Consider the following 24,097-nt stretch of genomic DNA (forward strand, 5'->3'; position numbering starts at 1 on the left):
GAGGGAATAGGAATGAAGATAAACAAAAAACTTGGAATGATGACGATGGCACTCTCACTGAGCGGTTTGCTCGTTGCTTGCGGCGAAGATGAAACGACGAACAATGACACGAACATGAATGACCAGATGGAAGAGACGATGGACGGGAACGACCATTCAGGAATGGATATGTCCGGGTCTGGTGACGTCCCCGAAGGCTTGAAGTCAGCGGAGAACCCGACGTTCGCGGTCGGTGACAAGGCCATCATCACAGAAGCCCATATGCCAGGTATGGAAGGAGCCGAAGCGACGATTGTCGGTGCTTACGACACGGTCGTATACAGCATCTCGTATGATCCGATGCATGGGGGTGAACGTGTCGAAGACCATAAATGGATTATCCATGAAGAAGTCAAAAACGCCACGACCGAACCATATGAGGTCGGCGATGAGATCGATGTCGAGGCTGAACATATGGAAGGAATGGGCGGCACGACGGCAACCGTCGATTCGGCTGAAAAGACAACCGTCTATATGGTCGACTTCCCGTTAGAATCAGGTGAAGAAGTGACCAATCATAAATGGGTCACCGAGGAAGAACTGTCGGCACCATAATCGAAATGTTTATCTGAACGTGGTCACGCCTTCTCCGTAAGGACAGGCAAACTAAGCCGAGGCTCCTGCCTCGGTTTTTCTTATGTATAGGAGGAAGCATTTAAGGAAACAACTGACAAAAATAATTGATTCTCATCGGTCTTTTTTATTTAGGCCAAACTAATTAAAATTACCCTGTTTTTCAAAAGCTAAACTATGAAAAATCGGAGTTTTTTTGAATATTAGGCATATATTCTTTTACCAACAAAACGTTGTATGTCTCAATTACGTTGGTACAACTCGACTTTTCCCACTACACTGTCGTTTTCATAACGATTATACTTTTTTGAAATATAAATGACATATTAGAATCTATTTTTTGATGGTAAAATTTTTTTGTAAGGTAATTATCATTGTTCTGTCGCATTGTTACATAATTGAAAGGATTTACCATACTATGAAAAAACAACTGATGACGATTACATTAGGCGCCCTTCTTGTTTCCGGCTTGACACTTCCCGCTTCGACACCGGTAGAGGCAGCTACATCGTATAAAGTCAAAGTCACGACGAATGTGCTGAACGTGCGGAGCGGCCCATCGACGTCTTACCAAAAAGTCGGCAGTGCCAAACTCGGCCAAACGTTCACCTATCTCGGCGCGACCGGTTCATGGACGAAAATCAATTATAACGGCAGTACAAAATACGTCTCGAGTACATATGTAAAAAAATATAGCAGCACATCACTCCAAACGGCGACAGCGGGCAAGCTCCTCATGCCGACAAAAGGTACGTTGACGCAAGGGTACGGCCCGGCGAGCGGAAAATATGGCTACACGTTCCATAACGGCATCGATTTGGCGGCCGCCAAAGGCACGACGGTCCAATCGGCAGCATACGGCCAAGTCATCGTCGCCCGGAACTACGGCGCCTACGGCAACCACGTCATGGTTTCACACACGATCAACGGTCAAGCCTATACGACCGTCTACGCCCACTTGGACCGCTTGAACGTCGTCAAAGGACAGAAGGTCGCCAAGGGTGGGAAAATCGGTACGGTCGGCAACACCGGCAACTCGTTCGGGAACCATCTCCACTTCGAGGTCCATAAAAACAAATACGTCTATAGCAGCTCGACGGCTGCCAATAGCGTCAACCCATACACGTTCTTCTAAGCCTGACGCCTTCCTCGCATCCTCGAGGGAGGCGTTTTTTCCTAGAATCGAGACCGAATCGTCCAGGTGTCCCGATCATGACCGGTTTTTAGCTAGGCCTATGGGTGGTATAGGGAATTAAGCCGGAATATCGTATAATGAATGGGAATGCTACGCACTTACTTACTTTCATAATATAACCTTTGATGGAAAGGAGGTTCTCTCATGAATCGAAAGTCATTTTATCCGGCACGGCGAAATCATGGACGGTCCGCGAGCAGTCGATCCGTCGTGACGAAGCGCGCCCGCTCCCCTCACGCCTTCCCGATCGCCTCGCTCGTCGAAGAGGTGCAGGATGCCGTCTGCTATATCGACTTCACACAGAACCATCTGTATTCGAATGAACAGCTCCGTGCCATCTGTCCGTCGATGGAGACCCGTCGCTTTCCAAGCATGGACGATATGACCCGTTTCTTTTATGAGACGCTCGAGCGGAACGGGGCCGATATGACCGACGTGACGCTGTTTTGGGATGAGCTGTTGACGAACCGGTTCGGCTGTTGCCCGAGCATGGATGCGAAGTCGCTCCGCATCGGCGAGCGGACGATGCAAGTCATTTCGAACTTCACGCACACCCCGCGTGGCGTCTTCATCATGTGGCGCGACATCACCGACTCGATCCGATTCGAGGAACAGAAGGATGCCTTCCTCGCCGAGCTGTCCCACGAGTTCCGCTCCCCGCTCACAGCCATCAACGGCTACGCCGAACTGCTCATGTACCAGCATAGCGACAACGACAAGACGCACGGGATGTTGACGCTCGTCAAACGGGAAGCCGAGCGGCTCGAGCGCCTCGTGGACAACTTCCTCGACTATCAGCGGGTGAACTATTCCGAAGAACTGTTATCGACGTCGACGTTCGCCTTGCGACCGGTGCTAGAGGACGTCGTCGCCCACTACAAGGCGACTTCTCCCCAGCACGACGTCATCTTGTCAGCCGACGACGTGACGATCGAGGCCGACGAGGAAAAACTGTTGCAGTTGCTTCACAACTTGATTGGCAACGCCATTAAGTACTCTCCGGACGGCGGCACGGTCTATGTCGAGATGACGACCGAGGGCGACACGTACGTCCTGTCGGTACGGGACACGGGGATCGGCATCCCGAGCGACGCCATCCCGTACGTGTTCGACGAATACTACCGAGTCGACTCGGACGCCCACCGTCCGATCAAAGGGACCGGGCTCGGTCTCCGCATCTGCAAACGGATCGCCGAGGCACACGGTTGGGGCATTCACGCCGACTCGGTGTACGGAGAAGGGACGACGTTCTCCATCTATCTGTATTCCCACAGCACAACGAGTACGACGCTACTCACGGAACAAGAGACAACCGACTAAAAAGGGTTTGGCCGAGGCCAAACCCTTTTGTCATGCTGCTTGATCGCTTGACATGTCGCACTCGAGCCCTTGTTCGCGCATCGCTTTCGCGTGGCGGAAGAACAAGCCGAACAGTGTGACCGTACCGATTGTGGCCAAAACATACGGGAGCACCCCGTCCATCTCGAAGCCAATCGGTGCCGTCAAAATGTAGAACCAGACGACATACAACATGAACGTCCCCGGCAACAAGGCGATCCAGTAGTTCCGTCCTTTGATATACAAGTACGTCGCGCCGACGAACAAGGCGATGACCGCCGTCGTCTGGTTGGCCCAGTTGAAGTATTGCCACAACAGACGGAAGTCGACTTTCGTCAAGATGAACGACAAGACGAAGAGCGGGAGCGCGATCCACAACCGTGACGTGAACTTCTTCTGGACGATGTTCAAGTAGTCAGCGATGATCATGCGGGCACTTCGGAACGCCGTGTCGCCTGACGTGATCGGCAAGACGATGACACCGAGGATGGCGAGCGTGCCGCCGATGCTACCGAGCATGAGCGTCGCCACTTCTTGGACGACGAGCGCCGGCGTGCCGGCATTGATCATGGCGAGCAGTTCACCCGGCTCGAAGATGGCCATGGCGGCAGCCGCCCAGATCATGGCGATGACCGCTTCGACGATCATCATGCCGTAAAAAATGCTGCGACCGTTGCTCTCTTTCATCGTCGTCCGCGAGATGATCGGTGACTGCGTGGCATGGAAGCCTGACAGTGCCCCGCACGAGATCGTGAAGAAGATGAGCGGCCAGAGCGGCAAGCCGTCCGGATGCATGTTCGTCAACGTCATCTCCGGGATTTGATAGCCTTGCGTGAATAGACTGACGGCGATGCCGACGGCGCTCAACAAGAGAAGCGCCCCGAAGAACGGATAGATGCGGCCGATGATTTTGTCGACCGGGAGCAGTGTCGCCAAGATGTAGTAGGCAAAGATGCCGAACGTGACGATGGCGAGCGTCGAGCCGGTGCCGTCGAACAAGTTGTTAATCATATTGGCCGGTGACGTGACGAACACGGTCCCGACTAAGAGCAGCAAGAGCAACGCGAAGCCGTTGACGACGTGGCGGAGCGACCGACCGAGGAACTTCTCGGCGAGCTGCGGCAAGTGCGCCCCGTTGTTGCGAAGCGAGATCATCCCGGTCAAATAGTCATGTACCGCGCCGGCGAAGATTGAACCGAGCACGATCCACAGGAATGCGACCGGGCCATACAAGGCGCCCATGATCGGACCGAAGATCGGACCGACACCGGCGATGTTCAACAGTTGAATCATCGAGTTTCGCTTCGTCCCCATCGGCACGTAGTCGACGCCGTCCTGTGACGCATAGGCGGGCGTCGTCCGCTCTTCTTTGATCCCGAACGTCTTCTCGACGTACCGGCCGTAGACGAGATAACCGAGCAATAACAGTCCTAACGCTAAGAAAAATGTAACCATCGGGTGGTCCTCCTATATATAAGTGATTTATGATTTCTTCATGTGAAATATATCACATGATTAATATAGCAGGGTCCTTGTCTGTTGAATAGATGAATTTGCTCACAATTTCACATGAAAATATAACTGTTCATCGTTTAGACAAACGTTGCAGTTGAGCCATTTTTATGAAAACGTTTACTTTTAGAATGAATCGATTCCAAACCGGGAACAGTCGAACAGAGAGAAGCAGAAAGGATGATTTTCATGAAACGTCAACGTGGCTTTTTGGCACTCCCGGTCGCCGTCGCCTTTATTCTCATTTTCGGGCTGTTGTTCGACAACTGGTGGCTCGGACTCGGGATTGGCATCGCGATGTTCTTCGCGTTCCAAGGGACGAAGAAGAAGGCTTGAAACTTTTTGAGGCGGCGCCCGTAGTAACTGGACAAAGGAGGCATGCTCCATGTCCAATAAACAAACGACCGGCAGCTACGCCTTTCCGATCGCCCTCGGCGTCGGTGTCTCGACTGCCATCGCGCTCGATCACTACTTGATTGGACTCGCAATTGGCGTCGGGTTGTATTTTGCTTTTAGTGATTCACCGAAGAAGACATGACAAAGCCCGCTTCATTGAGCGGTCCCTGTCATGTATATCTGTGTCTCGTACGGTAGCAGTTAATCACTCTCATTAAGGAAGGCCGATGTAGATGACATCTAGGAAACCTTTACCCAAGTTTCAATTCGCTTTTGCTTTACTCATATTAGGAGGTGTCTTTTTCCTTCTTCATGAGGTAGATCAGCGAGAAAATTTTTTGAATGAAACGTTAACTGAGCATTTTTCAATCGATAAGAACGCCTATGATGTCGAGTTCAGCATGAATCAATTTGGGTACTTATATCGCTTGAATTTCGAGGACGAAAAGAGAGTCGAGTATGAATTTTTCGTCAAAACCAATCAAGAGAAAGAGTACGTCGTCACCTATTATGGACATAATTCAAAAGGCGATTCACCTTTGAAAGAAGATGAATTTACCACGCTGAACAAAGAATACTAAATTTAGAGAATTGCCATGAGAAAAGGCCAGCTGATGCGAACACGTCGCGCCAGCTGGCCTCTTTCTTACATATCGATTGAGTTATATCCCAGCCTCACTTCAATGATGCGACCTCGATTGGAACCGCTCGACCTCGTCCGTCATGATGGCGTCGACACCAGTCATGTCTGGCAGCTCGCTCGGGTCATTGATGGTATACAGGCGAAGCAACCGATTTTGTTCGCGGAGCGTCATCCAGTCTCTTGTCCCCATAAACTCCGGCTGGGCGTGGACGGCCTCGGCCCCGATCCGCTCGACGAACTCGATCAAATTCGGATGCCCATCAGTTGTCAGGACGGCGATCCTCGCCTCACGGGCGATATCCCGCAATCGGATGAGCGTGTCTGGATTGAATGAAGAGAAGACGACACGTTGTTCGAGCTTGAACTCGGTGACGGCGAGCCACGTCAGATACTCGATCCCGTCATAGTCGAACCGGTCCGTCTTCAGCTCGATGTTGAGCGTGACGTCGGTCGGTTCGAGCAAGACGAGCACTTCCTCGAGCGTCGGGATTCGTTCCCCGCTCTCCGTCCGGAGCAAGCGGAGCTGCCGGAGCGTCATATTTTTGACGAAACCGCTCCCGTTCGTCGTCCGGTCGACCGTCTCGTCATGGATCACGACGAGACGTCCGTCGCGCGTCAATTGGACATCGAGCTCAATGCCGTCGACGTGAGGCAACGCCGCCTTGAACGCGCAGATTGTGTTCTCCGGATACTTGGCGCTATAGCCGCGATGTGCGTAAATCAACATATCATTGTCCCAAGGTGGAAGTTGTCTCATCGGCCGCGCGCTTCAATGCCTCTTCGACCGATACGCCTTGGTATAGGCTCTCCATGGCGTTGACGACGCTTTGACGTGACTGCGGGAACGTCGAGATGAGCGCGCCTTGTGTCGCCGGTGAGGCTTTCGTCTCACTCAATTGATCGACCGTCACTTTCAGTTGCGGATACTCGGCCCACATCTCTTTGACGATCGGCTCGTCATACGCCTCTGGGTTGATGGCGAAGTAGCCCGTCTCGACGTGCCATTTGGCCTGTGCTTCTTTCGACGCCGCATACTTCATGAACTCCCATGCGCCCTGCTTCGTCTCGTCGGCGATGCCGTCACCCATCCAGAGCGAGGCCCCACCGATGATGACACCTTCCCGATCGGCTTCGTTCGGCACCGGCAAGTACGACGCCCCGACTTCGAAGTCAGCGTTGTCCGCCACGGTACGAATCCCAGCCGACGAGTCGAGATACATGGCAACTTTCCCTGATTGGAAAGCGGCACGCATGTCGTCCCAGTTTTGACCGACGTTCATGAATGTCTTCTCGTCATACATCTCTTTAATCAAGTTGAAGGCGTTCTGCCCTTCTTCCCCATCAAAGACAGCTTTCGTCGGTGCCCCGCTACGGCCGTTGTCGTTGTCGACATATAACCCGCCTTGCGCGGCGACAAGTTGCTCGAAAAACCAACCGTAGTTGAGCATCGTGAAGCCGGTCTGCCCGTCGGTCGTCAGTGCCTTCGCCGCTTGCTTCAGCTCGTCATACGTGCGCGGCGCTTTCTCTGGATCGAGGCCTGCTTTTTCGAACGCATCCTTGTTGTAGATGAGTACTGGTGTCGACGAGTTGAACGGCATCGAGTACTGCTTGCCGTCGACTTGGTAATAGCTCAAGATGTTCTCTTCCCAGACGCTCGTATCGAAGTCCTCTTTGTCGATGAACTCCTGGACCGGCGTGATTTTGTTCGAGTCGATCATATACTTCGTGCCGACCTCGAACGTCTGCATGATGGCCGGTGCGTCCGGTGACCCCGCGACGGCGTTGAACTTCGTCAGCGCCTCTTCATACGTGCCTTGGAACACCGGTTTCACTTCATATTCTTCTTGCGACTCGTTGAAGGCATCGACTTGGTTGTTGAGCGCGGTCTCTAAGTCCCCGCTCATCGCGTGCCAAAACACGACTTCCGTCTTTCCGTCCGTCGTCGTAGTCGCCGCGGCCTCTTCCGCTTCTTGACTGCCACATGCCCCGAGCAACAATACCGAACTAGCCAACCCTGCGAATAACGCTTTCTTTTTCATCATATATTCCCCCTATTATTTGATCGCGCCTTGTGTCAAACCTTCTTGTAACTGCTTTTGTCCTGCGAATAACAGCATCAGCGTCGGGATGATGATCAAGATAACCGCCGCCATGACGACACCCCAATCCGAGGCGACCTCGTTCGACTGCATCTGCTTAATCCCGATTTGCACCGTGCGTGCCTGCTCCGTGTTTGTCACGAGGAGCGGCCATAAGTACATGTTCCATGTCGTCAAGAAGCTATATACCGACAACGTGACGAGCGGTGTCTTCGAGACCGGCAAGACGACGTTCCAAAAGAAACGGAAACGGCTGATGCCGGCGATTTGTGATGCCTCGTACATCTCGTACGGAATCGTCTTGAACTGTTGCCGGAGCAGGAACGTCCCGAACGCGAGCGCGAAGAATGGCACCGACAGCCCCCACACCGAGTTGAGCCAGCCGAGCGACTGGATCGTCAAGAAGTTCGGTACCATCGTCGCTTCCCATGGCACCATCATCGTCGCGAGGAAGAGCATGAAGATGATCCCTTTCCCTTTGAAGTCGATGAAGACGAACGCGAAGGCGGCAAGACTCGACAAGACGACTTGGCCGACCATAACGAGGAGTGCGACGACGAGACTGTTCCATAAGTACGTCATGAGCGGGATCCGCTCGAACGCGGCGACATAGTTGTCGAACGTGACGTCGCGCGGGATTAGGTTCCCTTTCAACACTTCGCTCCCGTCCATCAGGCTGATCGAGAACGCGTAGGCAATCGGGAACAGCATGACGACGGCGCTCAAGACGAGGAGCGTATACGTGACTACTTTCCGGAGCGTCATTGGTAATGCACCTTCCTTTCGACGAGCTTGAACTGGAGCCACGTCAACAGGAGGACCGTCAAGAACAAGAGCACGGCCTGCGCACTCGCCCCGCCGACGTTATAGTTGATGAACGCGTCCTTATAGATGGCGTAGACGATGACGTTCGTCGAGTTCGTCGGGCCGCCTTTCGTCAGCAAATCGATTTGTCCGAACGTCTGGAACGCATTGATGAGCGAGATGATGCCGACGAAGAAGAGCGTCGGGGATAACATCGGGATCGTGATGGCCCGGAGCTGGGTCCAATATCCGGTTCCGGCGATGTCCGCACTCTCATACAATGTCCGGTCGATGTTTTGCAGCCCGCCGAGGAGAATCAAGAACGTGAAGCCGATATTCATCCAGACGGTCGCGAGCGACACGGATAGAAGCGCGTACTGCGGGTCAAGTAGCCACTGCACCCCGCTTGCCCCAACCACTTCCAAGAAGCGATTGAAGATACCGATCGACGGGTTGTACATGAACATCCAAATGACGGATGAAGCTGCGACGCTCATCCCCATCGTCGCCGAGAACGCTGTCCGGAAGATGCCAATCCCGCGCAGCTTCTCGTTGGCGAGGAGCGCCAGACCGAGCGCGATGATGATCGTGAGTGGGACGGTCAACAGGACGAAGCCGACCGTCGCCTGGATGCTCTGCCAAAACGAGGCGCTCGTGAACAGTTTGGCGTAATGTTCGCCGCCGACGTAACTGAGTGGCGTCCCTTGCGTGTCCGTTTGAAAGAAACTCAAGTAAATCGTCCGAAACAACGGATAGACGAGAAAGATCCCAAATAACGCGATCGACGGGGACAAGTAGAGGAGTCCGCTCGTCGCGTCTGATAATCGGGTCCGGACGCGTTGTCTCGGAAGGGCGACCGTCATTGGAACACCTCCAACGCTTCGAACAGTTTCGGTTGCCGCGGTTCGATGCGATTCCCCGTCGCGTCAAACAGTGACATCTGTTTCGGGTCGACGTAACAGGCAATCTTCTCCCCAATCGCGAGCGGCCATTGTCCGGGCCATTTGGCGAGCCACTCGACGCCGCCCATGTCAAAGGCGAGAATCGTCTCCGTGCCGAGCACTTCGATATTTTTCAGTTCGGCGTAGAACGTGATCTCGTCTTTCGCCGGCGTGATTTGTTCCGGCCGGATGCCGAGCGTCGCCGTATCTTCTCGCGTCAGCGTGTTCGGGTGGAATAGACGCCCGTCCGAGGCGACCCAGCCCTTGTCACTCCGTTGCACCGGCGTCAAATTCATCGGCGGTGACCCGATGAACGAGGCGACGAACGTGTTCGCCGGCTTATTGTACAAATCGAGCGGTTGACCGACTTGTTGGACCTGGCCATCGTTCAACAGCATCATCCGGTCGGCCATCGTCATCGCCTCGACTTGGTCGTGCGTGACGTAAATCATCGTCAGCTTGAGCTTGCGTTGCAGCTGCCGGATCTCCGAGCGCATCTTGGCCCGAAGTTTCGCGTCCAAGTTCGAGAGCGGCTCGTCCATGAGGCAAATCGGCGACTCGGTGACGATGGCCCGGGCCAAGGCGACCCGTTGCCGTTGCCCGCCCGACAGTTCGCGCGGCTTCCGCTTCAAATAGTCCGTCAGTCCGAGCGTCTCGGCCGCTTCCAAGCAACGTTCGCGCTGCTCGAGCTTCGTCAGTCCTTTCGTATGTAACCCGAACGTGATGTTTTTCTCGACGGTCATGTGCGGATAGAGCGCATAGTTTTGGAATACCATCGATAGTTGCCGCTCGCTCGGTTTCAGTTCGTTCGCTGCGACGCCGTCGATGCGGAGCGTCCCGCTCGTGATCGACTCGAGCCCGGCGATCATCCGGAGCATCGTACTCTTGCCGCATCCCGACGGTCCGACGAGGGCGAAGAATTCACCGGCCTCGATCGTCACGTCGATGCCACGGATGACTTCCGTCTCGTCGTATGACTTTTTGATATTCTGCAGTTGAATCGATTTCATATGATATCCTCCTTCATTCCTTGCGACGCCCAAAGCCGCTCGTCCCCGGTCGAGACGGCGAACGCCCCGTGAGCGAGTGCTTCATGCACGTGAATCGGTTTCCGGATCATCCCGCCCGTCACAATCGGCAGCGAGATGTGTTCCGCGACGTGCTCGATGACACTCGGGATGAGACCCGGCATCAGTTCGAGCGCGTCCGGCTGTTGGTCTTTCACCATCTTGATGCCTGAGGTGATGGCGTCCGAGTCGACGAGGAACAGGCGCTGCACCGTCATCAGGCCGGCCCGTTTGGCGTGTTGGATGACAGACGCCTTCGTCGTCACAATCCCATCGGCGCCGACCCGTTTCGCCAAATAGTCGATGCCGTCCCGGTCGAGGCTGATGCCGCTAATGCGTTCGGCGTGCAGGAACACGGTCCGATTCTCACGCTTCAAATGGGCGACGTAGCGGTCGAGCGTGCTGAGCGTCCCCATCATGAGGAACGTCGTCGTCACGTCCGACTGCAGGAACTTCTCGAGTTGTTTCGGTGATTTGATGGAGGCGATCATCTTCTCTTGTCCGATCGTGCGAAGTGTTTCATTCACTTGAATCATCCTTCCCTAAAAAAAGGACCAACAGAAACAGGACGTCATCGACGTACGGGCTTCTGTTGGTCTCTCGAATGTTCTACCAGTTGCTATTCACTTGGCATGAGGGGTCTCACAAGTCATATCGTACCGGATGAATGTAAAGCGGCCGTGAAGCAGATGCAAAAGTTTGTAAAGATGACGTAAAAAAAACGACTCATAATGAGTCGGTGTCGTCGAGCGTCTGTCTCGCTTTCGCCAAGATGTCGGCTTTGACGGCATCATCCCGGCCTTGCCAGTTGCGGATCATCATCTTCATGCGCTGGTTCTTTTCGAACCGCTCCTCGTGCTTGTCGATGAAGTTCCAATAGAGGGCGTTGAACGGACAGGCGTCGTCTTCGGTCGTGTGTTTCGGGTTATACTTGCAGCCTTTACAATAGTCGCTCATCTTGTCGATATATTTCCCCGAGGCGATATACGGCTTCGTCGCCAACTTCCCGCCATCGGCATGGAGCGCCATCCCGAGTACGTTCGGCAGGACGACCCAGTCGTAGGCGTCGATATGCATCTCATTGAACCAGTCGCTCGTCTGTTGAGGAGACACCTCGAATAGCGTCGCGAAGTTGCCGAGCACCATGAGCCGCTGGATGTGATGGTTGTGCGCCCGCTCGATGACGGGTTTCACGCTCTGGTGGACACAGTGCAGGTCTGTCTTTGCGTCCCAGAAATAGCTCGGCAAATCGCGCTCATGCTTGAACGTGTTGACCGATTCATAACCCGGCATCGACGCCACATAAACGGCACGCATGTATTCTCGCCAGCCGAGGAGTTGACGGACGAATCCTTCGACCGAGGCGAGCGGTGCCTCCGACGCCACCGCCGCCTGGACGACCTCGTCCGGTGTCAGGAGCCCGATGTTGATGGCCGCGGACAACAGGCTGTGCGACATGTTTTGATTGTCCGACAGCATCGCGTCCTGATACGGACCGAACGTCTCGAGACGTGCTTCGACGAAACGAGCGAGCGCACGGCGTGCCTCACTTCGCGTCACCGGCCAGACGAACGGAGTGATGTCTCCGGGGTGGTCGGCGAAGTCCGTCTCGACTTTTCGGATGACCTCTTTCGTGATCGCGTCCGGCCGGAAATGGATCGGTGGTGGGAACGTAAGTCCTGCTTTCGGCGGCTGGCGGTTGTCCGCATCGAACGACCACTTGCCACCCCGTGGCTTCCCGTCTTCGAGCAACACATCAAACCGTTTCCGCATCTGGCGATAGAAACGATCCATACGCCACGGCGTGCTGCCAATCGTGTCGACCGCTTCCTTCTTCGTTAAATAGAAGAGCGGCACGTCCGAATGTTCGACGAGCTTGTGCTTCTGACCGAACTGTTGCAACTTCTTCTCCATCGCGGCATCAGTGACGGCCGTGTAATGGATTTCTTCCGGTTCGTACCGTTTGAAGTGGTCGTCCCATGCGTCCTGGAACGAGTCCGCCTCGTGATAGTCGACGGTATAGCCCTTTTCTCGCAGTTCCTCCGCGAAGTGGCGCATCGCCGAGAAGATGAGGACGAGCTTCTGTTTATGGTACGGCCGCCACGTCGCCCGTGATGTCGCCTCGATCATGACGATGACGTCATCCTCCTCGATGTGATTGAACAGCTCGAGCTCATGCGACAGTTGATTGCCGAAGATCCAAAAGGAACGCATCGATTCAACTCCCCTCCCAAAATGGTTATGCTACACTCAATCTACATCTACTGGATACGGAAAGGAATGGTTCGATGCGCTTCATGCGTCTCCAAACATGGATTGACAGTCAATACGAGAATCCACGCGGCATCGTCGGGACGTATATCGGTGAGAAGATGGTCCGGCAACACCGGGTCGAAGTCGATTGGACGATTGAACAACTTCATATTCAGCCCGACCACCGCATCCTCGACCTCGGTTGCGGGGCCGGCGACGCACTGGCGCAGATGCTACGTGGCTATAATCACGTGCATGTGACCGGACTCGATCGTTCCCCGACCATCGTCCGCTCGGCGCTCCGACGAAATCGAGTGGACGTGCAAACCGGGCGAGCCGAAGTCGTCCAAGGCGACCTCGGGACGTTCCCGTTCCCGGACGCGCAGTTTGACCGCGTCTTCAGCATCCACACACTCTACTTTTGGGAAGACGTGCCGGCGGTGCTTGCCGAGATTGATCGCGTGCTCGCACCAGGTGGGTCATTCGTCATCACTTACTGCGATGGGAAAGCTGACGTGACGTGGGATGGCATCGCATCCATCGTGCGGGAACAGTTCATACCCGCCGCTTCCGCGCTCGGTCTGACCGACGTCATCGAGACACGAGGTCCTGACTCGCGTGATTATCATACAGTCGCCGTGTCCGGACGAAAGCCCATCTAACGTCAACTCCGACTCTTCCGGGTGACCGCAATCCCGCCGAACCCGCTGATGATGGCGATATAAAACCCCAAATCATAGAACCAGCCGGTGTTGTTCACTTCATAGACGCGATACGTATCATTGAATAAGCCTAAGATGAGTGACACCGGTGCGATCCAACCGTGCCAAATCCCCCAAAAGAAGCCGGCCGGGTCGGTCGTGTACGTCCCGTCGCCCGGCACACAGCCGCCGAGGACGACAATCAAACTGAGCATGATGGCCAATAATCCGATTCGTTTCATCATAAATCCCTCCTGCTATGAGTATTCCCGGTTTTGCAGAATTCAGTACGGTCTAACGTGCGCCAGACGAACGAAAAACAAGCAGCGACTCATGATGAGCCGCTGCTTGTTTGTGTTACCGCCAAAGTTGGACCGTGTTCGCGAACTCGATATCGGTCGCGATTTCCCCGTCGAGGGCATGTAAATCGAAATCCTTGCCGTCGAGCCACTCCCGAAAATCGAAAATGACAGGGTCGCGGTCGCCACCGAGGGCGAACCACGTCTCGAGCGTCTCCGGGAAGTAAGCCGCCGTGTGAATTGTGCCAGCCCAGCTCTTATACAGCTCCGAGAAGACGCCCTTGTCCGAGTCGTTCATGAGCCGGAACGCGCTCTCGGCGTCCTGGACGATATGTTGATACATCTTGATTTCCATCATCCGACGTGTTGAATCGTCGAGATGGTAACGGTTCTCGTGTTGTAGCAGCTCGAAATGGTTCGTGCAGATGTTCGACTCGCGGACACGAATATCGCGCGGTGTCGCTTCGATGACGCGTGTCTTCGACGACTTGTCGTGGACGACATACGTGAACGAGCCGCGGTGCGGAATCTCTTGAAGCAGATCGACCGCTTCCTCGACCGTGGCGCACGTCTCGAGAATCATTCGGCCGATCATCTGGCAGACGAACCCATCTCCAGGCCGCCGGCGGTTGATAAAGTTATAACCCATGGCGAGCCCTTTCTCGTTCATCCCATCCATCCGGCCGGTGACACGCGAGACGGGACCGATGACGGCGTAACCCTCATCTGGCTGGAACACGTTATAGCGTCCATCGTACGTCATCGGATGGTAGTCATAGTTGCGGACGAGGAAGTTGTCCCCCGTCAAAATCGAACAGCCGCTGACCGGGTTATTGACCCGGAAATGACCGAAGTGAAGGAGCGTGTCGGCGAGCGTCAACTCGAGTTCGTCCTGCAGACCGAGCAGTTCTTCCCAAATCTTTGGGGCAAATCGATCGAACGCTTGCTTCGCCTCGCGCTCATCAATCTCAAAGCGCGGGACGCGGAGCTTCCATTGGTCGGTCCGATTCTCGAGCAGCTTGCTGCGCTTAATATAAGTACCTTGAAAGCGGCCAAAGTCATAGTGACTGCCGCGGAATTGTGTGAGTTCACTTGAGACACGTTGCATGAAAAAACCTCCCTTGCGCCTAGTATAACGGACGCAACGGAGGTATGTCTGACTTGAGACTGTTCACAACTTGAACTGGCGGCTCATGCGTTGCATCTCCTCAGCCGTGTGCGACAAATCTTTGACGAGCCGGTTCATCGTCTCGCTCGTCGCCGACATCTGTTCGGTCGAGGCGGCCACTTCTTCGTTGCCGGCCGTACTCTCTTCCGAGATGGACGCGATATCCGATAGACCACGTTTGATGTCGTCTTGGTTCGTCTTGACGCGTCCGAGCTGCCCTTGCATCGAGTTCGTCAGGCGTTGCATCTCCCGCACGCTCTGCTCGATCTCATTGAAGGCGCGCTTCGTCTCCTCGAGCGTCCGCTTGCCGTCCTCGGCGGCGTGCATGCTGTCCGTGAACGTCTCACCGAGCGCAATCGAGTTTCGTTTGACGCTACCAACGATTTCCGAAATCTCACTGACCGACCGGGCGACGCTATCGGATAACTTGCGAATCTCGGAAGCGACGACGGCGAAGCCTTTTCCATGCTCCCCGGCACGAGCCGCCTCGATGGCCGCGTTCAAGGCGAGCAAGTTCGTCTGCTCCGAGATTTGACGAATCATCGTGACGAGCGCCGTCACTTCGTCCGCCTGTTGTTCGAAGTCCTTCACTTGGCCTTGCGACTCGCGCACTTGCAGATGGATGTTCGTCATCTTGCCGACGGCATCCTCCATCAGTTCGAGCCCTTCTGCCGTCACCCGACTGACGACTTCCGCTTGTTCGCTCACGCCGTTCCCGTCGTGCGCCGTCTGGTCGACGAGTCCCGAAAACTCATTCATGTGTCCGTACAGTTTCATCGTCAGCACGCTCTGATTCTCGACACCGGCCGCGATTTCTTCCATCGTGAACGCGATTTGACGCGAGGCATCGTTCACTTCTTCCGAGATACTCGCCACGTTGCCGCTCTCATCGCGCACCGTCTGAGCGGACGTCTGCAATCCCGAGATCAAGTCGCGGAGCATTTTCGTCATCTGATTCATCGAGGCGGTGAGCCGCTTGATCTCATCGTTCGCTTTCAACTGGATGTTGTCCATCTCCCTGGCCGCTGTCGCCAAGTCGCCGCTCGCGATATGGGTCGCGACACGTTCGAGCTCACGGAGCGGTCGGAGTTTCCAGCCAAGGTAGCGCCAGATGATGACCGAGACGATCCCAAGCAAGATGACGAGTCCGATGAGAATCGGCGGCAAGCTCTCTTGCAACACGTCTTCCGTCACCGCGGCGACGTCACTCGCCCCTTTATCGATTCCAAGGACACCGATCACGTTCCCGCCTTGTTTGATTGGAACGAGCACGGTCATATAGTCCCCGTACTCTGGATCCTCGACAATCGGTGTCGTGACGGTCCCACCTTCAAACGCCGCTCTCGCATCTGCAAACGACGTCGCTGTCGTCGGCGTTCCGATATCGACCGCGTCGGCCGCGCTCATCCCATCGACGATGATTTGAAGCTCTTCGCCGTCGGCTGCGAGTGTGTACACATACATGGCCCCGATTTGCGTCCGATACGTGTCGAGCTGTTGCCGAAACTGCTCGAACCGTTCATCTTTCGTCGGATTCTGTAAAAAGGCCGCATACGCTTCCGTGTCGATCGCCTCGCTGATGCGGGCCCCGTCCGCCAACAGGACCGCTTGCATCGAGCTCTGTACCGTATGCTTCGTGCTGACGTACTGCAGCACGCCGAACATGACAATCAGCAGCGTGATGAATGCCAACATCATCGCCAAAATCCGTGTCTGCAGTGACTGTGGTTTATTTCGTTTCATGTGATTCCCTCCATTCGTCCTTACTCCTTATATCGGACGACTGTCGCGAAGAGTCCACAAAAAAACGGATGATTTTCGACAAAAATCATCCGTTCGTTCATTCATTTGTCGAATCTACAACCTCGAGCGGCATCGACACCTCGGCCTCGCCTTCTTCTCCGATATGGAAGAGCGGGAGGGTCTCGGTAACGAATAGGTCAGGGTTCAAATCCGCTTGATAGACGTACGTCCGGACGTCCCCTTCGCGTTCCGCGACGAGTTCACCGAACGGGATTGGGACACGGGTGCCATCGACTTCATAACTGATGATCGTCGGCGGATCGAGGCGACGGTCTTCGAGCATCCGAATCGTGAACAGCATCGTCGAGCTGTTCGTCCGCTCGAGCGAGACCGCAATCGATTCCGATTGACCGGCCCGTTTTTCAATCATCGCATCTTCGACGTCCTGCTCGAACACGACGTTCTCTTCGGCCGGGTCATCTTGCACTTGTTGGCAACCGACGATGGTCGCCAATCCGAGAATCAAGGCAATTACCAATACGCGCATCTCGTTCTCTCCTCACTTCAAGGCGAAAGTGAGTTCCGCTTCACAAGCAACTTCTCCATCGACCGTCGCCACGGCGCGCCCTTTACCGATTGGTCCGCGCACTTTCAAAATCTCGACCTCGAGGCGCAATTGATCGCCCGGGACGACTTGACGTTTGAAGCGACATCCATCGATACCTGCGAAGAACGCGAGCTTGCCGCGGTTCGACTCCTGCTTGAGCATCGCGAACGCGCCGACTTGCGCAAGCGCCTCGACGATCAACACGCCAGGCATGACGTTATAGTCTGGGAAATGTCCATTGAAGAACTCTTCGTTCGCCGTCACATTCTTTAATCCAACGGCCCGTTTACCTTTTTCGACCTCAAGAATCCGGTCGATGAGCAAAAACGGGTACCGATGCGGAATCACTTCTTTAATCTGTTCAATCGTGTACATGGTTCCACCACCTTTATGATGTTAGCCAAAAATCGGTGATATGGCGCCACGTGTCGATGTTGAACACGTCCTTCCACTCGCCTCCGCCAATCACGCTGTACCCGATGATGGCTCCAATCGCAAGCATCACGAAAGCCAACAACAGGACAACGATGACGCGTAACAAGATCGGGAAACGTCGATGGTTCGATAATCGTTTCCGCTCCGTCCGCTCTTTAGACTCGGTCTGTTCCGAGCCGTTTTGTTCTTCGTTCGCCACGTCCATACATCCTTTCAGCTGAATTAATTATAACATATTAGTACCAGGTAATAAAACTGTTGCATGAGTTCTATATAAGTGTAACGTATCTACCATACGTCGAACAAGCGCCCGGCCTAGGGCAAGGGCGACGCTTCTGTGAAAAATACTGCCCGTTTCCACCTATGCTGTGCTACCGTAAGAGTATTCATCATTTAGGAGGGTTTATTTTTATGTGGAAAGAATTCAAAGAGTTTGCAATCAAAGGCAATGTAATTGACCTCGCCGTCGCCTTCATCCTCGGGGCCGCTTTCACGGCCATCGTCACGTCGCTCGTCAATGACATCTTCATGCCGTTCCTCGGCATCCTCATCGGTGGCATCGACTTCTCGACGCTCGCGGTGTCGGTGCTCGGCGTGAATGTCACGTACGGTAACTTTTTGCAAGAAGTCATCAAGTTCTTCCTCATCGCCTTCGCCTTGTTCATGATGGTCAAAACATTGAACCGTCTGAAGCGCGAAAAAGCGGTCGAAGAGGCTCCCGAACCGGAACTGTCGCGTGAAGAGCAGCTTCTATCTGAAATCCGTGACTTGTTAAAAGAGCGTCCATAACGTAGTAACGCCTGAACCAAAGTCGGTTCAGGCGTTTTTGTCGAGGATCGACATCACTCGGCTGACGGCGTCCGTGAGAAGCGGTTCTGCCTGGTGCATCGCCTCGGCGAGCGTCATTACCCGGGATATGATAGGAAACACGGCACGGATTCCGTCGTCCGGAACGGCGATTACGTCTGTTTGACCGGCGAAGACGAGCGTCGGGACACCATATGCGTGGGCGAGGCACGCCAAACCGTATGGCGCTTTCCCATGAAGGGATTGCTCATCGAAGCGACCTTCTCCTGTGATCAACCAGTCGGTCGTGCGCAGTTTCTCTTCCAGGTTCGACCAGCGTATGACTTCTTCAATACCGCTCACGTACCGGGCACCGAGCTGATAGAGCGCGAAACCGATGCCTCCGGCTGCGCCCGACCCAGGCCGCGTGGCCAAATCACGTTCGAAACAACGGGCGTACGTGGCAAGCAGTTCGTCATAGCGCACGACGTCCTCTGGCGCTAACCCTTTCTGCGGACCGAATACGGCGGCCGCCCCAGATAGACCGAGTAACGGATTCGTCACATCCGAGGCGATGCGCCATTCGACATAACCCGCTTCCGGGAGTAGTCCCGACCAGTCGATACGACTGACGCGCTCGGTTTGATGCGGGAACGGTCCAATGACATGTCCAAACTCATCGAAGAAGCGGATACCAAGCGCCTCGAGCAAACCCTTTCCCCCGTCGACGGTCGCGCTCCCGCCGAGACCGACGGTAATGCGTGTCGCCCCGCGCTCGAGCGCATGTCGGATTTGCAAACCCGTTCCGTACGAACTATAGCGCCACGGGTCGAGCGTATCGACGAGTGTGAGCCCGGACGCCTCGGCGACTTCGATGACTGCTTCTCGCGTCAGTTCTAACCAACCGTATCGTGCTTGTCGCATCGTCCCATCAAGCGACATGACGTCTTGCGTGATGGTCTCGGCATACGGATGTGTCAGGAGCCACGCATCTAAAAAGCCTTCCCCGCCGTCTGAGATCGGCACCTCGATGACATCGTGTCCAGCGAGCGCCCGTTCAACCGCTCGGTTCGCCTCCACACTCGTCATCGACCCTTTGAACGAATCCATCGCCACGACAATTCGCATGTCCATCCCTCCTCCTCTTCAGTGTAACGCAAAAACCGCCCTTCCGAGGAAGAACGGTCTGTGATTAACGGAGTGACGTGACGAGCCCCATCATCTGGTCACTCATCGATAACGCCCGTGAATTCATCTGATACGCGCGCTGCGTGATTGTCATATCAGTCATCTCTTTCGTCAAATCGACGTTCGACGATTCGAGCGTCCCTTCAATCAACAGATTGCCGAGCGGACGGTCAACGTCCACCGCCAAGTCGGCCGCATAGACGTTGTCGCCGAGTGGACGAAGCGCAGACGTGTTGCGCACCTCGACGATATCGAGGCGGCCGAACTCCTGCTCGACGCCGTTCACGCTCGCGACGACCATCCCGTCTTGACGGACGCGGTGCGCCGTCGCCTCGTTCGGCATGACGATCGGGTTGCCATCCGCACCAAGAAGGGCGTTGCCGTTCACGTCGACGAGTGCCGTTGTCTCACCGACCGAGAGTTGCATGTTCCCGCTTCGGGTCAATCCGACACCGTTCTCCGTCTCGACGACGAAGAACTGACGGCTCGCTTTCAAGAACACATCAAGGCCGCGGTCGGTCTTGCGGATTTGGCCGATATTGAACTGTTGGCTAATGTCGGCGATATGCCCGCCGACACCGATGCGAATCCCGTTCGGCGTGTCACGACCGACTTCGAGTTCGGCGCGCGGTTGGTTGTCATACGCTTGCGACAAGAGCGAGGCAAAATGGGTCTGTTCCCGCTTGTAGCCGGCTGTATCGACGTTGGCAATGTTGTGACCGGTCACATCGAGCTGACGTTGGAGCTGCGTGAGCGACGAGACCGAGTTATAGATTGATTGCATGGGCTTCCTCCTTAACGAATCCGAGCGATTTCAATGGCACGCTCAGCACTCTTGTCATACGCTTGGACGACTTTTTGGTTCGCCTCGAATTGACGGTACGTCGTCATCAAGTCGGCCATCGTGCGGTCGAGATCGACGTTCGCCTCTTCAATGAATCCTTGCTGAAACTGGACGTTCGCAGCGGGTGGGGCGTCTCCATTGACCCGGTAATCATTCCCGACTTGCTCGAGTGTCGTCAAATCATTAATTTGAACGGCACCGAGCGTCGCCACGTTCTGACCGAGTGACGTAATTTGTCCGTCACCTGTCAGCGTGAACTCACTTGACGGCAACCGGATGCGCTCACCTGTGTCCGAGAGGATGTAACCGCCGTCTGCCGAGCGCAAGAAGCGCTCCTCATCGACCGCGAAGCGTCCGTTTGTCGTATAGAGCGTCTCGCCGTTCTGTTCGACGGCGAACATGGCGGCACCCGTCGCGTCAGCCGGTACCTTCATATATACGTCGGTCGGGCTACCTGTCTCCGAGATGCTGCCCGTCGAGAAACGTGGCATCGTCTCTTGTAAATACACGCCTGTTGACAGCGTCCCGACCTCGCCTTGCACGCGTGAGCGCGCATTGCCGGGGTGGCTCACTTGGGCGAGCAACATTTCAGGGAACGAGCGGAGGACGCCGTTGGACGCCTTGAACCCTGGTGTCCGGACGTTACCGAGGTTATTGCTCAAAATCTCTTGTTGGCGCTGAAGCGCGTTCATCGCGCCCGCCGCCGTATATAATCCGCGTAGCATGGTTCGTCTTCCTTTCGTCGTTCAAAGTCTTCACTCTGTATATCGTACCAAAGGAACGTTTCATTCACCGTTTTTTGAAAAAAACTAAAAAACCACTTCGCGATGAAGTGGTTTTCGTCAACCGACAATCGGGAGTTCGACCGTCATGGTCGTCCCGTTCCCAAGTTCTGAACGGACGCTGATCGTCCCGCCGTGCGATTCGATGATTTCTTTACAGATAGCAAGTCCAAGGCCGGTGCCTCCAATGTTGCGACTCTGCTCGTTCTGCACACGGTAGAACTTCTCAAACAGTCGTTCGGCATCTGCCGGTGCCACACCCATGCCCTCGTCTTCGATGGCGATCCGGATGACATCGTCCTCGCACGAGACGTTAACGGCGATGTTCCCGCCGTCCGGTGAATATTTAATGGCGTTATTCACGATAATTGAGAACACTTGACGCAGTTGCGCCAGGTCTCCAGACACGCGAATCGTTTCATCGCAGTCGAAATGAAACGCATGCAATTCGGTCGAACCGGCGTGGATTTCGAGGATATCGGACAGCATTTCAAACAAATTCTCGATTTTAAAGTCTTGCTGGCCTTTACCGGCTTCCATTTTCTGCACGTCAAGCAAATTGCTGACGAGCCGTTCGAGTCGGGTCGTCTCACTATGGATCATATTCAAGTAGCGTTTCTGCTTCTCTTCGTCGACATGTCGATGCTCAAGCAGTTCGTTGACACTCCCACGGCTAAAGCCGCAAGCCCATCCCTTCAGGATGGGTGGGATTCTGAAGTGCCCGTGCGGACGCAGGCCATTTCTGTTTTGTCCGAGCCTTCAGATGAGGGTGTGCCATCACCCCTCCTGAGACAGACCCTATAGGTTCTCAGGCTGGTTGACTGTCACCATCAACCACAGGTGCGTACCGGATGTTCATCGCACCCACAATATCTCTGTGTTTCTTGAATCCGCACGGACACGAATATGTTCGATCTTTCGCTTTGTTTCGGCTCCCGCAAGAAGGACATGTCTGAGATGTGTGTGCAGGGTTGACATATTCGACCTTGATTCCTTCTAACTTCGCCTTGTATTCGATGAATGTGGCTAAGCGATGGAACGACCAGGTGTGCAGGTTCTTGGCGTTTTTACGGCTTGTTCTTGCCGTCTGTCGGATGTTCGCCAGTCTTTCGAGGCGGATGACAGAAATATGGTTCTCTTTTGCGAAGTCGACGATCTCACGGCTCACCTTGTGATCCTTGTCTCGCATCCAGCGTTGCTCTTTGTTGTCCAGCTTCTTGATCGCCTTCAGTTTCTTGTGTTGACCGAGCCCTTTCCATTTCGCCCGGAACTTGCGTTTCATGTACTTGTTCTCGCGCCCGTTCCCGAAAAAACGCACCTTGTCACAGCCCGTGGACGCTACGGCAGGGACTTTCAGGCCGAGGTCGACCCCTAGCACCTTCGTTCCTGTTTTTTCTGTCGTACGAACCGTGACGGCGATCTGGGCGATCCATTTGTCCGACTTCCTCGTGATGCGTAGCGTGCCCCGTTTGTTGGCGAGGAGCGTGGCGTTCCGGTTGTCCGGGTCGACCATGTCGGCGCGGATGGCCGTCTTCTTCACGTTCCCCTCGATGATGATCGGGAGGGAGACCGACTCGAAGTCGAACGAGTAGTTCTGGTTGTTCCAGGTGCAGTACGGCTTCTTGAGGACCGGGACGACCTGGAAGTCCTTCTTCTTCGCCCTCTTGAACACGCTCTTCGCGTCCTGGATGGCCTGGTTCCTGACGGCGCTCGGCAGGTCCGCCGTGACATGTTTGCTCGTCAGTTTCAAGCTCTCCCGGGCCTGCACCATGGCCGCGACGAGCTGGTTCGCCGTGCGGATGTAGGTGTCCATCATCCGCTCCAAGATGGCCTGTTGCGCTTTCGTCGGATGGAGTTTGATGTTCACGGTCAATGTCTGCGACACGGTCTCATCCCCTTGTCTTTTGATCCTCGACATAACGTTTGATGGTCTCGCTGGAGACGTTTCCCGCCGTCGACACGAAGAAGGATCTCGTCCAGAGGCTCGTGAGATGTGTGAGGTGTGGGAATTCCTCCCTGAGCCGCTTCGACGAGACGCCTTTGATGCGCGCCATGATGTCGGACGGGCTGATGGATGGCAATGCGGATAAGAAGAGATGTGTGTGGTCCCGGTCGCACTCGATGGCGAGGAGGTGGATGTCGAGCCCTTCGCAGACGTCGTGGACGATCTCTTTGAACCGTCGCTCGAACAGGTCGTCATCGAACAGTTTTCGGCGATACCTCGGGCAGAACACGAAATGATAATGGAGCATCGACACGGTGGTGTTGGTTCTTCGATAGTTGTTCATACGTTCATTGTATCACTTCGTTTATTTAAGAGATACACTTTCTCGCGATAAGATCATACTTGTTGATTTCTGAAATTCCGACTAGCGGAACTCCGAAATCAAGCTCACGTTCATCCCACCACTGAAGCAGTGGGCTTTCTCGTTCGCAAATTCTGTAAAACACCGTGAGGACTTGGCGGCTAATTCGTTGTTCGATCCAGCGTTTCATATGTGGCCTTCTTTCATATCAGGGATTGATCGGATTGGGCAATACAGTATGTTCGGCTATTCAAAAAAGTCAGTTTCGTGTACGATAAGAAAACATTCATCACTTTTATATGTGAACGAACAGGGTCAGTATATCGTTCGTTTCTCACAAGAAACTCACAAATCATGAAGGGAATATTCAGATGACCC

Annotated in this window: 28 protein-coding genes; 8 read left to right on the plus strand and 20 right to left on the minus strand. The window is 54.7% G+C overall.

The features are described 5' to 3' along the window. Nucleotides 1-12: 12 nt before the first annotated feature. The 3 genes from KNP02_RS03770 to KNP02_RS03780 all read left to right on the plus strand — a co-directional run bounded on the left by KNP02_RS03770 (nt 13) and on the right by KNP02_RS03780 (nt 3,127). Complete coding sequence (locus KNP02_RS03770) at nt 13-594, plus strand: YdhK family protein (RefSeq protein WP_214708523.1); 582 nt, start codon at nt 13-15, stop codon at nt 592-594. A gap of 436 nt (nt 595-1,030) precedes the next feature. After that, nucleotides 1,031-1,747: a peptidoglycan DD-metalloendopeptidase family protein gene (locus KNP02_RS03775; protein ID WP_029594720.1), complete on the plus strand. Its 717-nt coding sequence runs from the start codon at nt 1,031-1,033 to the stop codon at nt 1,745-1,747. A gap of 204 nt (nt 1,748-1,951) precedes the next feature. Beyond that, nucleotides 1,952-3,127, plus strand: coding sequence for a sensor histidine kinase (locus KNP02_RS03780; protein WP_214708521.1), 1,176 nt, complete (start codon nt 1,952-1,954; stop codon nt 3,125-3,127). Nucleotides 3,128-3,157: 30 nt separating this feature from the next. Here the strand turns inward: KNP02_RS03780 and KNP02_RS03785 are convergent, their stop codons facing one another. Then, nucleotides 3,158-4,600: a carbon starvation CstA family protein gene (locus tag KNP02_RS03785; protein ID WP_214708519.1), complete on the minus strand. Its 1,443-nt coding sequence runs from the start codon at nt 4,598-4,600 to the stop codon at nt 3,158-3,160. Between the two features lie 246 nt (nt 4,601-4,846). Between KNP02_RS03785 and KNP02_RS03790 the strand changes: the two genes are divergently transcribed. The 3 genes from KNP02_RS03790 (at nt 4,847) to KNP02_RS03800 (ending at nt 5,634) form a co-directional block, all read left to right on the plus strand. Then, nucleotides 4,847-4,993, plus strand: coding sequence for a hypothetical protein (locus KNP02_RS03790; protein WP_021066172.1), 147 nt, complete (start codon nt 4,847-4,849; stop codon nt 4,991-4,993). 49 nt (nt 4,994-5,042) lie between these two features. Then, nucleotides 5,043-5,195, plus strand: coding sequence for a hypothetical protein (locus KNP02_RS03795; RefSeq protein WP_214708517.1), 153 nt, complete (start codon nt 5,043-5,045; stop codon nt 5,193-5,195). Between the two features lie 91 nt (nt 5,196-5,286). Beyond that, nucleotides 5,287-5,634, plus strand: coding sequence for a hypothetical protein (locus KNP02_RS03800; RefSeq protein WP_214751451.1), 348 nt, complete (start codon nt 5,287-5,289; stop codon nt 5,632-5,634). A 99-nt stretch (nt 5,635-5,733) separates the two neighbouring features. Here the strand turns inward: KNP02_RS03800 and KNP02_RS03805 are convergent, their stop codons facing one another. The 7 genes from KNP02_RS03805 to KNP02_RS03835 all read right to left on the minus strand — a co-directional run bounded on the left by KNP02_RS03805 (nt 5,734) and on the right by KNP02_RS03835 (nt 12,821). Continuing rightward, on the minus strand, nt 5,734-6,453 hold the full coding sequence (locus tag KNP02_RS03805) for a glycerophosphodiester phosphodiesterase (RefSeq protein ID WP_214708515.1): 720 nt from the start codon (nt 6,451-6,453) through the stop codon (nt 5,734-5,736). Next, complete coding sequence (locus KNP02_RS03810; RefSeq protein WP_371819466.1) at nt 6,425-7,738, minus strand: ABC transporter substrate-binding protein; 1,314 nt, start codon at nt 7,736-7,738, stop codon at nt 6,425-6,427. The genes KNP02_RS03805 and KNP02_RS03810 overlap by 29 nt, the downstream gene beginning before the upstream one ends. A 12-nt stretch (nt 7,739-7,750) precedes the next feature. Then, the gene (locus KNP02_RS03815) at nt 7,751-8,560 is read right to left on the minus strand and encodes a carbohydrate ABC transporter permease (RefSeq protein ID WP_214708506.1); all 810 of its coding nucleotides are present in this window, start codon (nt 8,558-8,560) and stop codon (nt 7,751-7,753) included. Continuing rightward, on the minus strand, nt 8,557-9,462 hold the full coding sequence (locus tag KNP02_RS03820; RefSeq protein ID WP_214708504.1) for a carbohydrate ABC transporter permease: 906 nt from the start codon (nt 9,460-9,462) through the stop codon (nt 8,557-8,559). Before KNP02_RS03820 ends, KNP02_RS03815 begins: the two co-directional genes overlap by 4 nt. After that, on the minus strand, nt 9,459-10,550 hold the full coding sequence (locus tag KNP02_RS03825; protein ID WP_138858796.1) for an ABC transporter ATP-binding protein: 1,092 nt from the start codon (nt 10,548-10,550) through the stop codon (nt 9,459-9,461). Before KNP02_RS03825 ends, KNP02_RS03820 begins: the two co-directional genes overlap by 4 nt. After that, nucleotides 10,547-11,134, minus strand: coding sequence for a glycerol-3-phosphate responsive antiterminator (locus KNP02_RS03830; protein WP_371819529.1), 588 nt, complete (start codon nt 11,132-11,134; stop codon nt 10,547-10,549). The genes KNP02_RS03825 and KNP02_RS03830 overlap by 4 nt, the downstream gene beginning before the upstream one ends. Before the next feature lie 199 nt (nt 11,135-11,333). After that, on the minus strand, nt 11,334-12,821 hold the full coding sequence (locus KNP02_RS03835) for a cryptochrome/photolyase family protein (protein WP_214708500.1): 1,488 nt from the start codon (nt 12,819-12,821) through the stop codon (nt 11,334-11,336). 74 nt (nt 12,822-12,895) lie between these two features. Here KNP02_RS03835 and KNP02_RS03840 point away from each other — a divergent pair, with 74 nt between their 5' ends. Further along, nucleotides 12,896-13,522 carry a class I SAM-dependent methyltransferase gene (locus KNP02_RS03840; RefSeq protein WP_214708498.1) on the plus strand — a complete coding sequence of 209 codons (627 nt, stop codon included), beginning with the start codon at nt 12,896-12,898 and terminating at the stop codon, nt 13,520-13,522. 2 nt (nt 13,523-13,524) lie between these two features. Here the strand turns inward: KNP02_RS03840 and KNP02_RS03845 are convergent, their stop codons facing one another. The 6 genes from KNP02_RS03845 to KNP02_RS03870 all read right to left on the minus strand — a co-directional run bounded on the left by KNP02_RS03845 (nt 13,525) and on the right by KNP02_RS03870 (nt 18,018). Next, on the minus strand, nt 13,525-13,803 hold the full coding sequence (locus KNP02_RS03845) for a hypothetical protein (protein WP_214708496.1): 279 nt from the start codon (nt 13,801-13,803) through the stop codon (nt 13,525-13,527). 115 nt (nt 13,804-13,918) lie between these two features. Further along, nucleotides 13,919-14,968 carry a C45 family autoproteolytic acyltransferase/hydrolase gene (locus tag KNP02_RS03850; protein ID WP_214708494.1) on the minus strand — a complete coding sequence of 350 codons (1,050 nt, stop codon included), beginning with the start codon at nt 14,966-14,968 and terminating at the stop codon, nt 13,919-13,921. A gap of 63 nt (nt 14,969-15,031) precedes the next feature. Then, complete coding sequence (locus tag KNP02_RS03855; protein WP_214708492.1) at nt 15,032-16,771, minus strand: methyl-accepting chemotaxis protein; 1,740 nt, start codon at nt 16,769-16,771, stop codon at nt 15,032-15,034. Between the two features lie 97 nt (nt 16,772-16,868). Beyond that, nucleotides 16,869-17,318 carry a hypothetical protein gene (locus KNP02_RS03860; protein ID WP_214708490.1) on the minus strand — a complete coding sequence of 150 codons (450 nt, stop codon included), beginning with the start codon at nt 17,316-17,318 and terminating at the stop codon, nt 16,869-16,871. 12 nt (nt 17,319-17,330) lie between these two features. Further along, nucleotides 17,331-17,753: a 3-hydroxyacyl-ACP dehydratase FabZ gene (fabZ, locus tag KNP02_RS03865; protein WP_214708488.1), complete on the minus strand. Its 423-nt coding sequence runs from the start codon at nt 17,751-17,753 to the stop codon at nt 17,331-17,333. A 13-nt stretch (nt 17,754-17,766) separates the two neighbouring features. Then, entirely contained in the window at nt 17,767-18,018 is a 252-nt protein-coding gene (locus tag KNP02_RS03870; protein WP_029594701.1) for a DNA-directed RNA polymerase subunit beta, read from the minus strand. Nucleotides 18,019-18,224: 206 nt separating this feature from the next. Here KNP02_RS03870 and mscL point away from each other — a divergent pair, with 206 nt between their 5' ends. Continuing rightward, the gene (mscL, locus tag KNP02_RS03875; protein ID WP_131436364.1) at nt 18,225-18,602 is read left to right on the plus strand and encodes a large-conductance mechanosensitive channel protein MscL; all 378 of its coding nucleotides are present in this window, start codon (nt 18,225-18,227) and stop codon (nt 18,600-18,602) included. A 27-nt stretch (nt 18,603-18,629) separates the two neighbouring features. Here the strand turns inward: mscL and KNP02_RS03880 are convergent, their stop codons facing one another. The 6 genes from KNP02_RS03880 to tnpA form a co-directional block, all read right to left on the minus strand. Further along, a complete protein-coding gene (locus KNP02_RS03880; RefSeq protein WP_251129189.1) occupies nt 18,630-19,727 on the minus strand; it encodes a glycerate kinase in 1,098 nt (365 codons plus the stop codon). Between the two features lie 64 nt (nt 19,728-19,791). Then, the gene (locus tag KNP02_RS03885; protein WP_214708485.1) at nt 19,792-20,571 is read right to left on the minus strand and encodes a flagellar hook-basal body protein; all 780 of its coding nucleotides are present in this window, start codon (nt 20,569-20,571) and stop codon (nt 19,792-19,794) included. A gap of 11 nt (nt 20,572-20,582) precedes the next feature. Further along, nucleotides 20,583-21,356 (minus strand): flagellar hook-basal body protein, encoded by a 774-nt coding sequence (locus KNP02_RS03890; RefSeq protein ID WP_214708484.1) that lies wholly within the window; start codon nt 21,354-21,356, stop codon nt 20,583-20,585. Nucleotides 21,357-21,473: 117 nt separating this feature from the next. Next, nucleotides 21,474-22,016 carry a sensor histidine kinase gene (locus KNP02_RS03895; RefSeq protein ID WP_251129205.1) on the minus strand — a complete coding sequence of 181 codons (543 nt, stop codon included), beginning with the start codon at nt 22,014-22,016 and terminating at the stop codon, nt 21,474-21,476. Between the two features lie 205 nt (nt 22,017-22,221). Continuing rightward, complete coding sequence (locus KNP02_RS03900; RefSeq protein WP_214708480.1) at nt 22,222-23,298, minus strand: RNA-guided endonuclease InsQ/TnpB family protein; 1,077 nt, start codon at nt 23,296-23,298, stop codon at nt 22,222-22,224. Nucleotides 23,299-23,302: 4 nt separating this feature from the next. Next, entirely contained in the window at nt 23,303-23,701 is a 399-nt protein-coding gene (tnpA, locus tag KNP02_RS03905) for an IS200/IS605 family transposase (protein WP_214708478.1), read from the minus strand. Between the last annotated feature and the right edge of the window lie 396 nt (nt 23,702-24,097).

Origin of the sequence: Exiguobacterium sp. s40, from assembly GCF_018617905.1 — a bacterium.
In the GTDB taxonomy this organism is placed as follows: Bacteria; Bacillota; Bacilli; order Exiguobacteriales; family Exiguobacteriaceae; genus Exiguobacterium; species Exiguobacterium mexicanum_A.

What these genes read in the sequence shown, in the direction of transcription:
- KNP02_RS03770 (WP_214708523.1), top strand. Translation starts at nt 13, where the DNA reads ATGAAGATAAACAAAAAACTTGGAATGATGACGATGGCACTCTCACTG.
- KNP02_RS03775 (WP_029594720.1), top strand. Translation starts at nt 1,031, where the DNA reads ATGAAAAAACAACTGATGACGATTACATTAGGCGCCCTTCTTGTTTCC.
- KNP02_RS03780 (WP_214708521.1), top strand. Translation starts at nt 1,952, where the DNA reads ATGAATCGAAAGTCATTTTATCCGGCACGGCGAAATCATGGACGGTCC.
- KNP02_RS03785 (WP_214708519.1), bottom strand. Translation starts at nt 4,600, where the DNA reads ATGGTTACATTTTTCTTAGCGTTAGGACTGTTATTGCTCGGTTATCTC.
- KNP02_RS03790 (WP_021066172.1), top strand. Translation starts at nt 4,847, where the DNA reads ATGAAACGTCAACGTGGCTTTTTGGCACTCCCGGTCGCCGTCGCCTTT.
- KNP02_RS03795 (WP_214708517.1), top strand. Translation starts at nt 5,043, where the DNA reads ATGTCCAATAAACAAACGACCGGCAGCTACGCCTTTCCGATCGCCCTC.
- KNP02_RS03800 (WP_214751451.1), top strand. Translation starts at nt 5,287, where the DNA reads ATGACATCTAGGAAACCTTTACCCAAGTTTCAATTCGCTTTTGCTTTA.
- KNP02_RS03805 (WP_214708515.1), bottom strand. Translation starts at nt 6,453, where the DNA reads ATGAGACAACTTCCACCTTGGGACAATGATATGTTGATTTACGCACAT.
- KNP02_RS03810 (WP_371819466.1), bottom strand. Translation starts at nt 7,738, where the DNA reads ATGATGAAAAAGAAAGCGTTATTCGCAGGGTTGGCTAGTTCGGTATTG.
- KNP02_RS03815 (WP_214708506.1), bottom strand. Translation starts at nt 8,560, where the DNA reads ATGACGCTCCGGAAAGTAGTCACGTATACGCTCCTCGTCTTGAGCGCC.
- KNP02_RS03820 (WP_214708504.1), bottom strand. Translation starts at nt 9,462, where the DNA reads ATGACGGTCGCCCTTCCGAGACAACGCGTCCGGACCCGATTATCAGAC.
- KNP02_RS03825 (WP_138858796.1), bottom strand. Translation starts at nt 10,550, where the DNA reads ATGAAATCGATTCAACTGCAGAATATCAAAAAGTCATACGACGAGACG.
- KNP02_RS03835 (WP_214708500.1), bottom strand. Translation starts at nt 12,821, where the DNA reads ATGCGTTCCTTTTGGATCTTCGGCAATCAACTGTCGCATGAGCTCGAG.
- KNP02_RS03840 (WP_214708498.1), top strand. Translation starts at nt 12,896, where the DNA reads ATGCGCTTCATGCGTCTCCAAACATGGATTGACAGTCAATACGAGAAT.
- KNP02_RS03845 (WP_214708496.1), bottom strand. Translation starts at nt 13,803, where the DNA reads ATGAAACGAATCGGATTATTGGCCATCATGCTCAGTTTGATTGTCGTC.
- KNP02_RS03850 (WP_214708494.1), bottom strand. Translation starts at nt 14,968, where the DNA reads ATGCAACGTGTCTCAAGTGAACTCACACAATTCCGCGGCAGTCACTAT.
- KNP02_RS03855 (WP_214708492.1), bottom strand. Translation starts at nt 16,771, where the DNA reads ATGAAACGAAATAAACCACAGTCACTGCAGACACGGATTTTGGCGATG.
- KNP02_RS03860 (WP_214708490.1), bottom strand. Translation starts at nt 17,318, where the DNA reads ATGCGCGTATTGGTAATTGCCTTGATTCTCGGATTGGCGACCATCGTC.
- fabZ (WP_214708488.1), bottom strand. Translation starts at nt 17,753, where the DNA reads ATGTACACGATTGAACAGATTAAAGAAGTGATTCCGCATCGGTACCCG.
- KNP02_RS03870 (WP_029594701.1), bottom strand. Translation starts at nt 18,018, where the DNA reads ATGGACGTGGCGAACGAAGAACAAAACGGCTCGGAACAGACCGAGTCT.
- mscL (WP_131436364.1), top strand. Translation starts at nt 18,225, where the DNA reads ATGTGGAAAGAATTCAAAGAGTTTGCAATCAAAGGCAATGTAATTGAC.
- KNP02_RS03880 (WP_251129189.1), bottom strand. Translation starts at nt 19,727, where the DNA reads ATGCGAATTGTCGTGGCGATGGATTCGTTCAAAGGGTCGATGACGAGT.
- KNP02_RS03885 (WP_214708485.1), bottom strand. Translation starts at nt 20,571, where the DNA reads ATGCAATCAATCTATAACTCGGTCTCGTCGCTCACGCAGCTCCAACGT.
- KNP02_RS03890 (WP_214708484.1), bottom strand. Translation starts at nt 21,356, where the DNA reads ATGCTACGCGGATTATATACGGCGGCGGGCGCGATGAACGCGCTTCAG.
- KNP02_RS03895 (WP_251129205.1), bottom strand. Translation starts at nt 22,016, where the DNA reads ATGATCCATAGTGAGACGACCCGACTCGAACGGCTCGTCAGCAATTTG.
- tnpA (WP_214708478.1), bottom strand. Translation starts at nt 23,701, where the DNA reads ATGAACAACTATCGAAGAACCAACACCACCGTGTCGATGCTCCATTAT.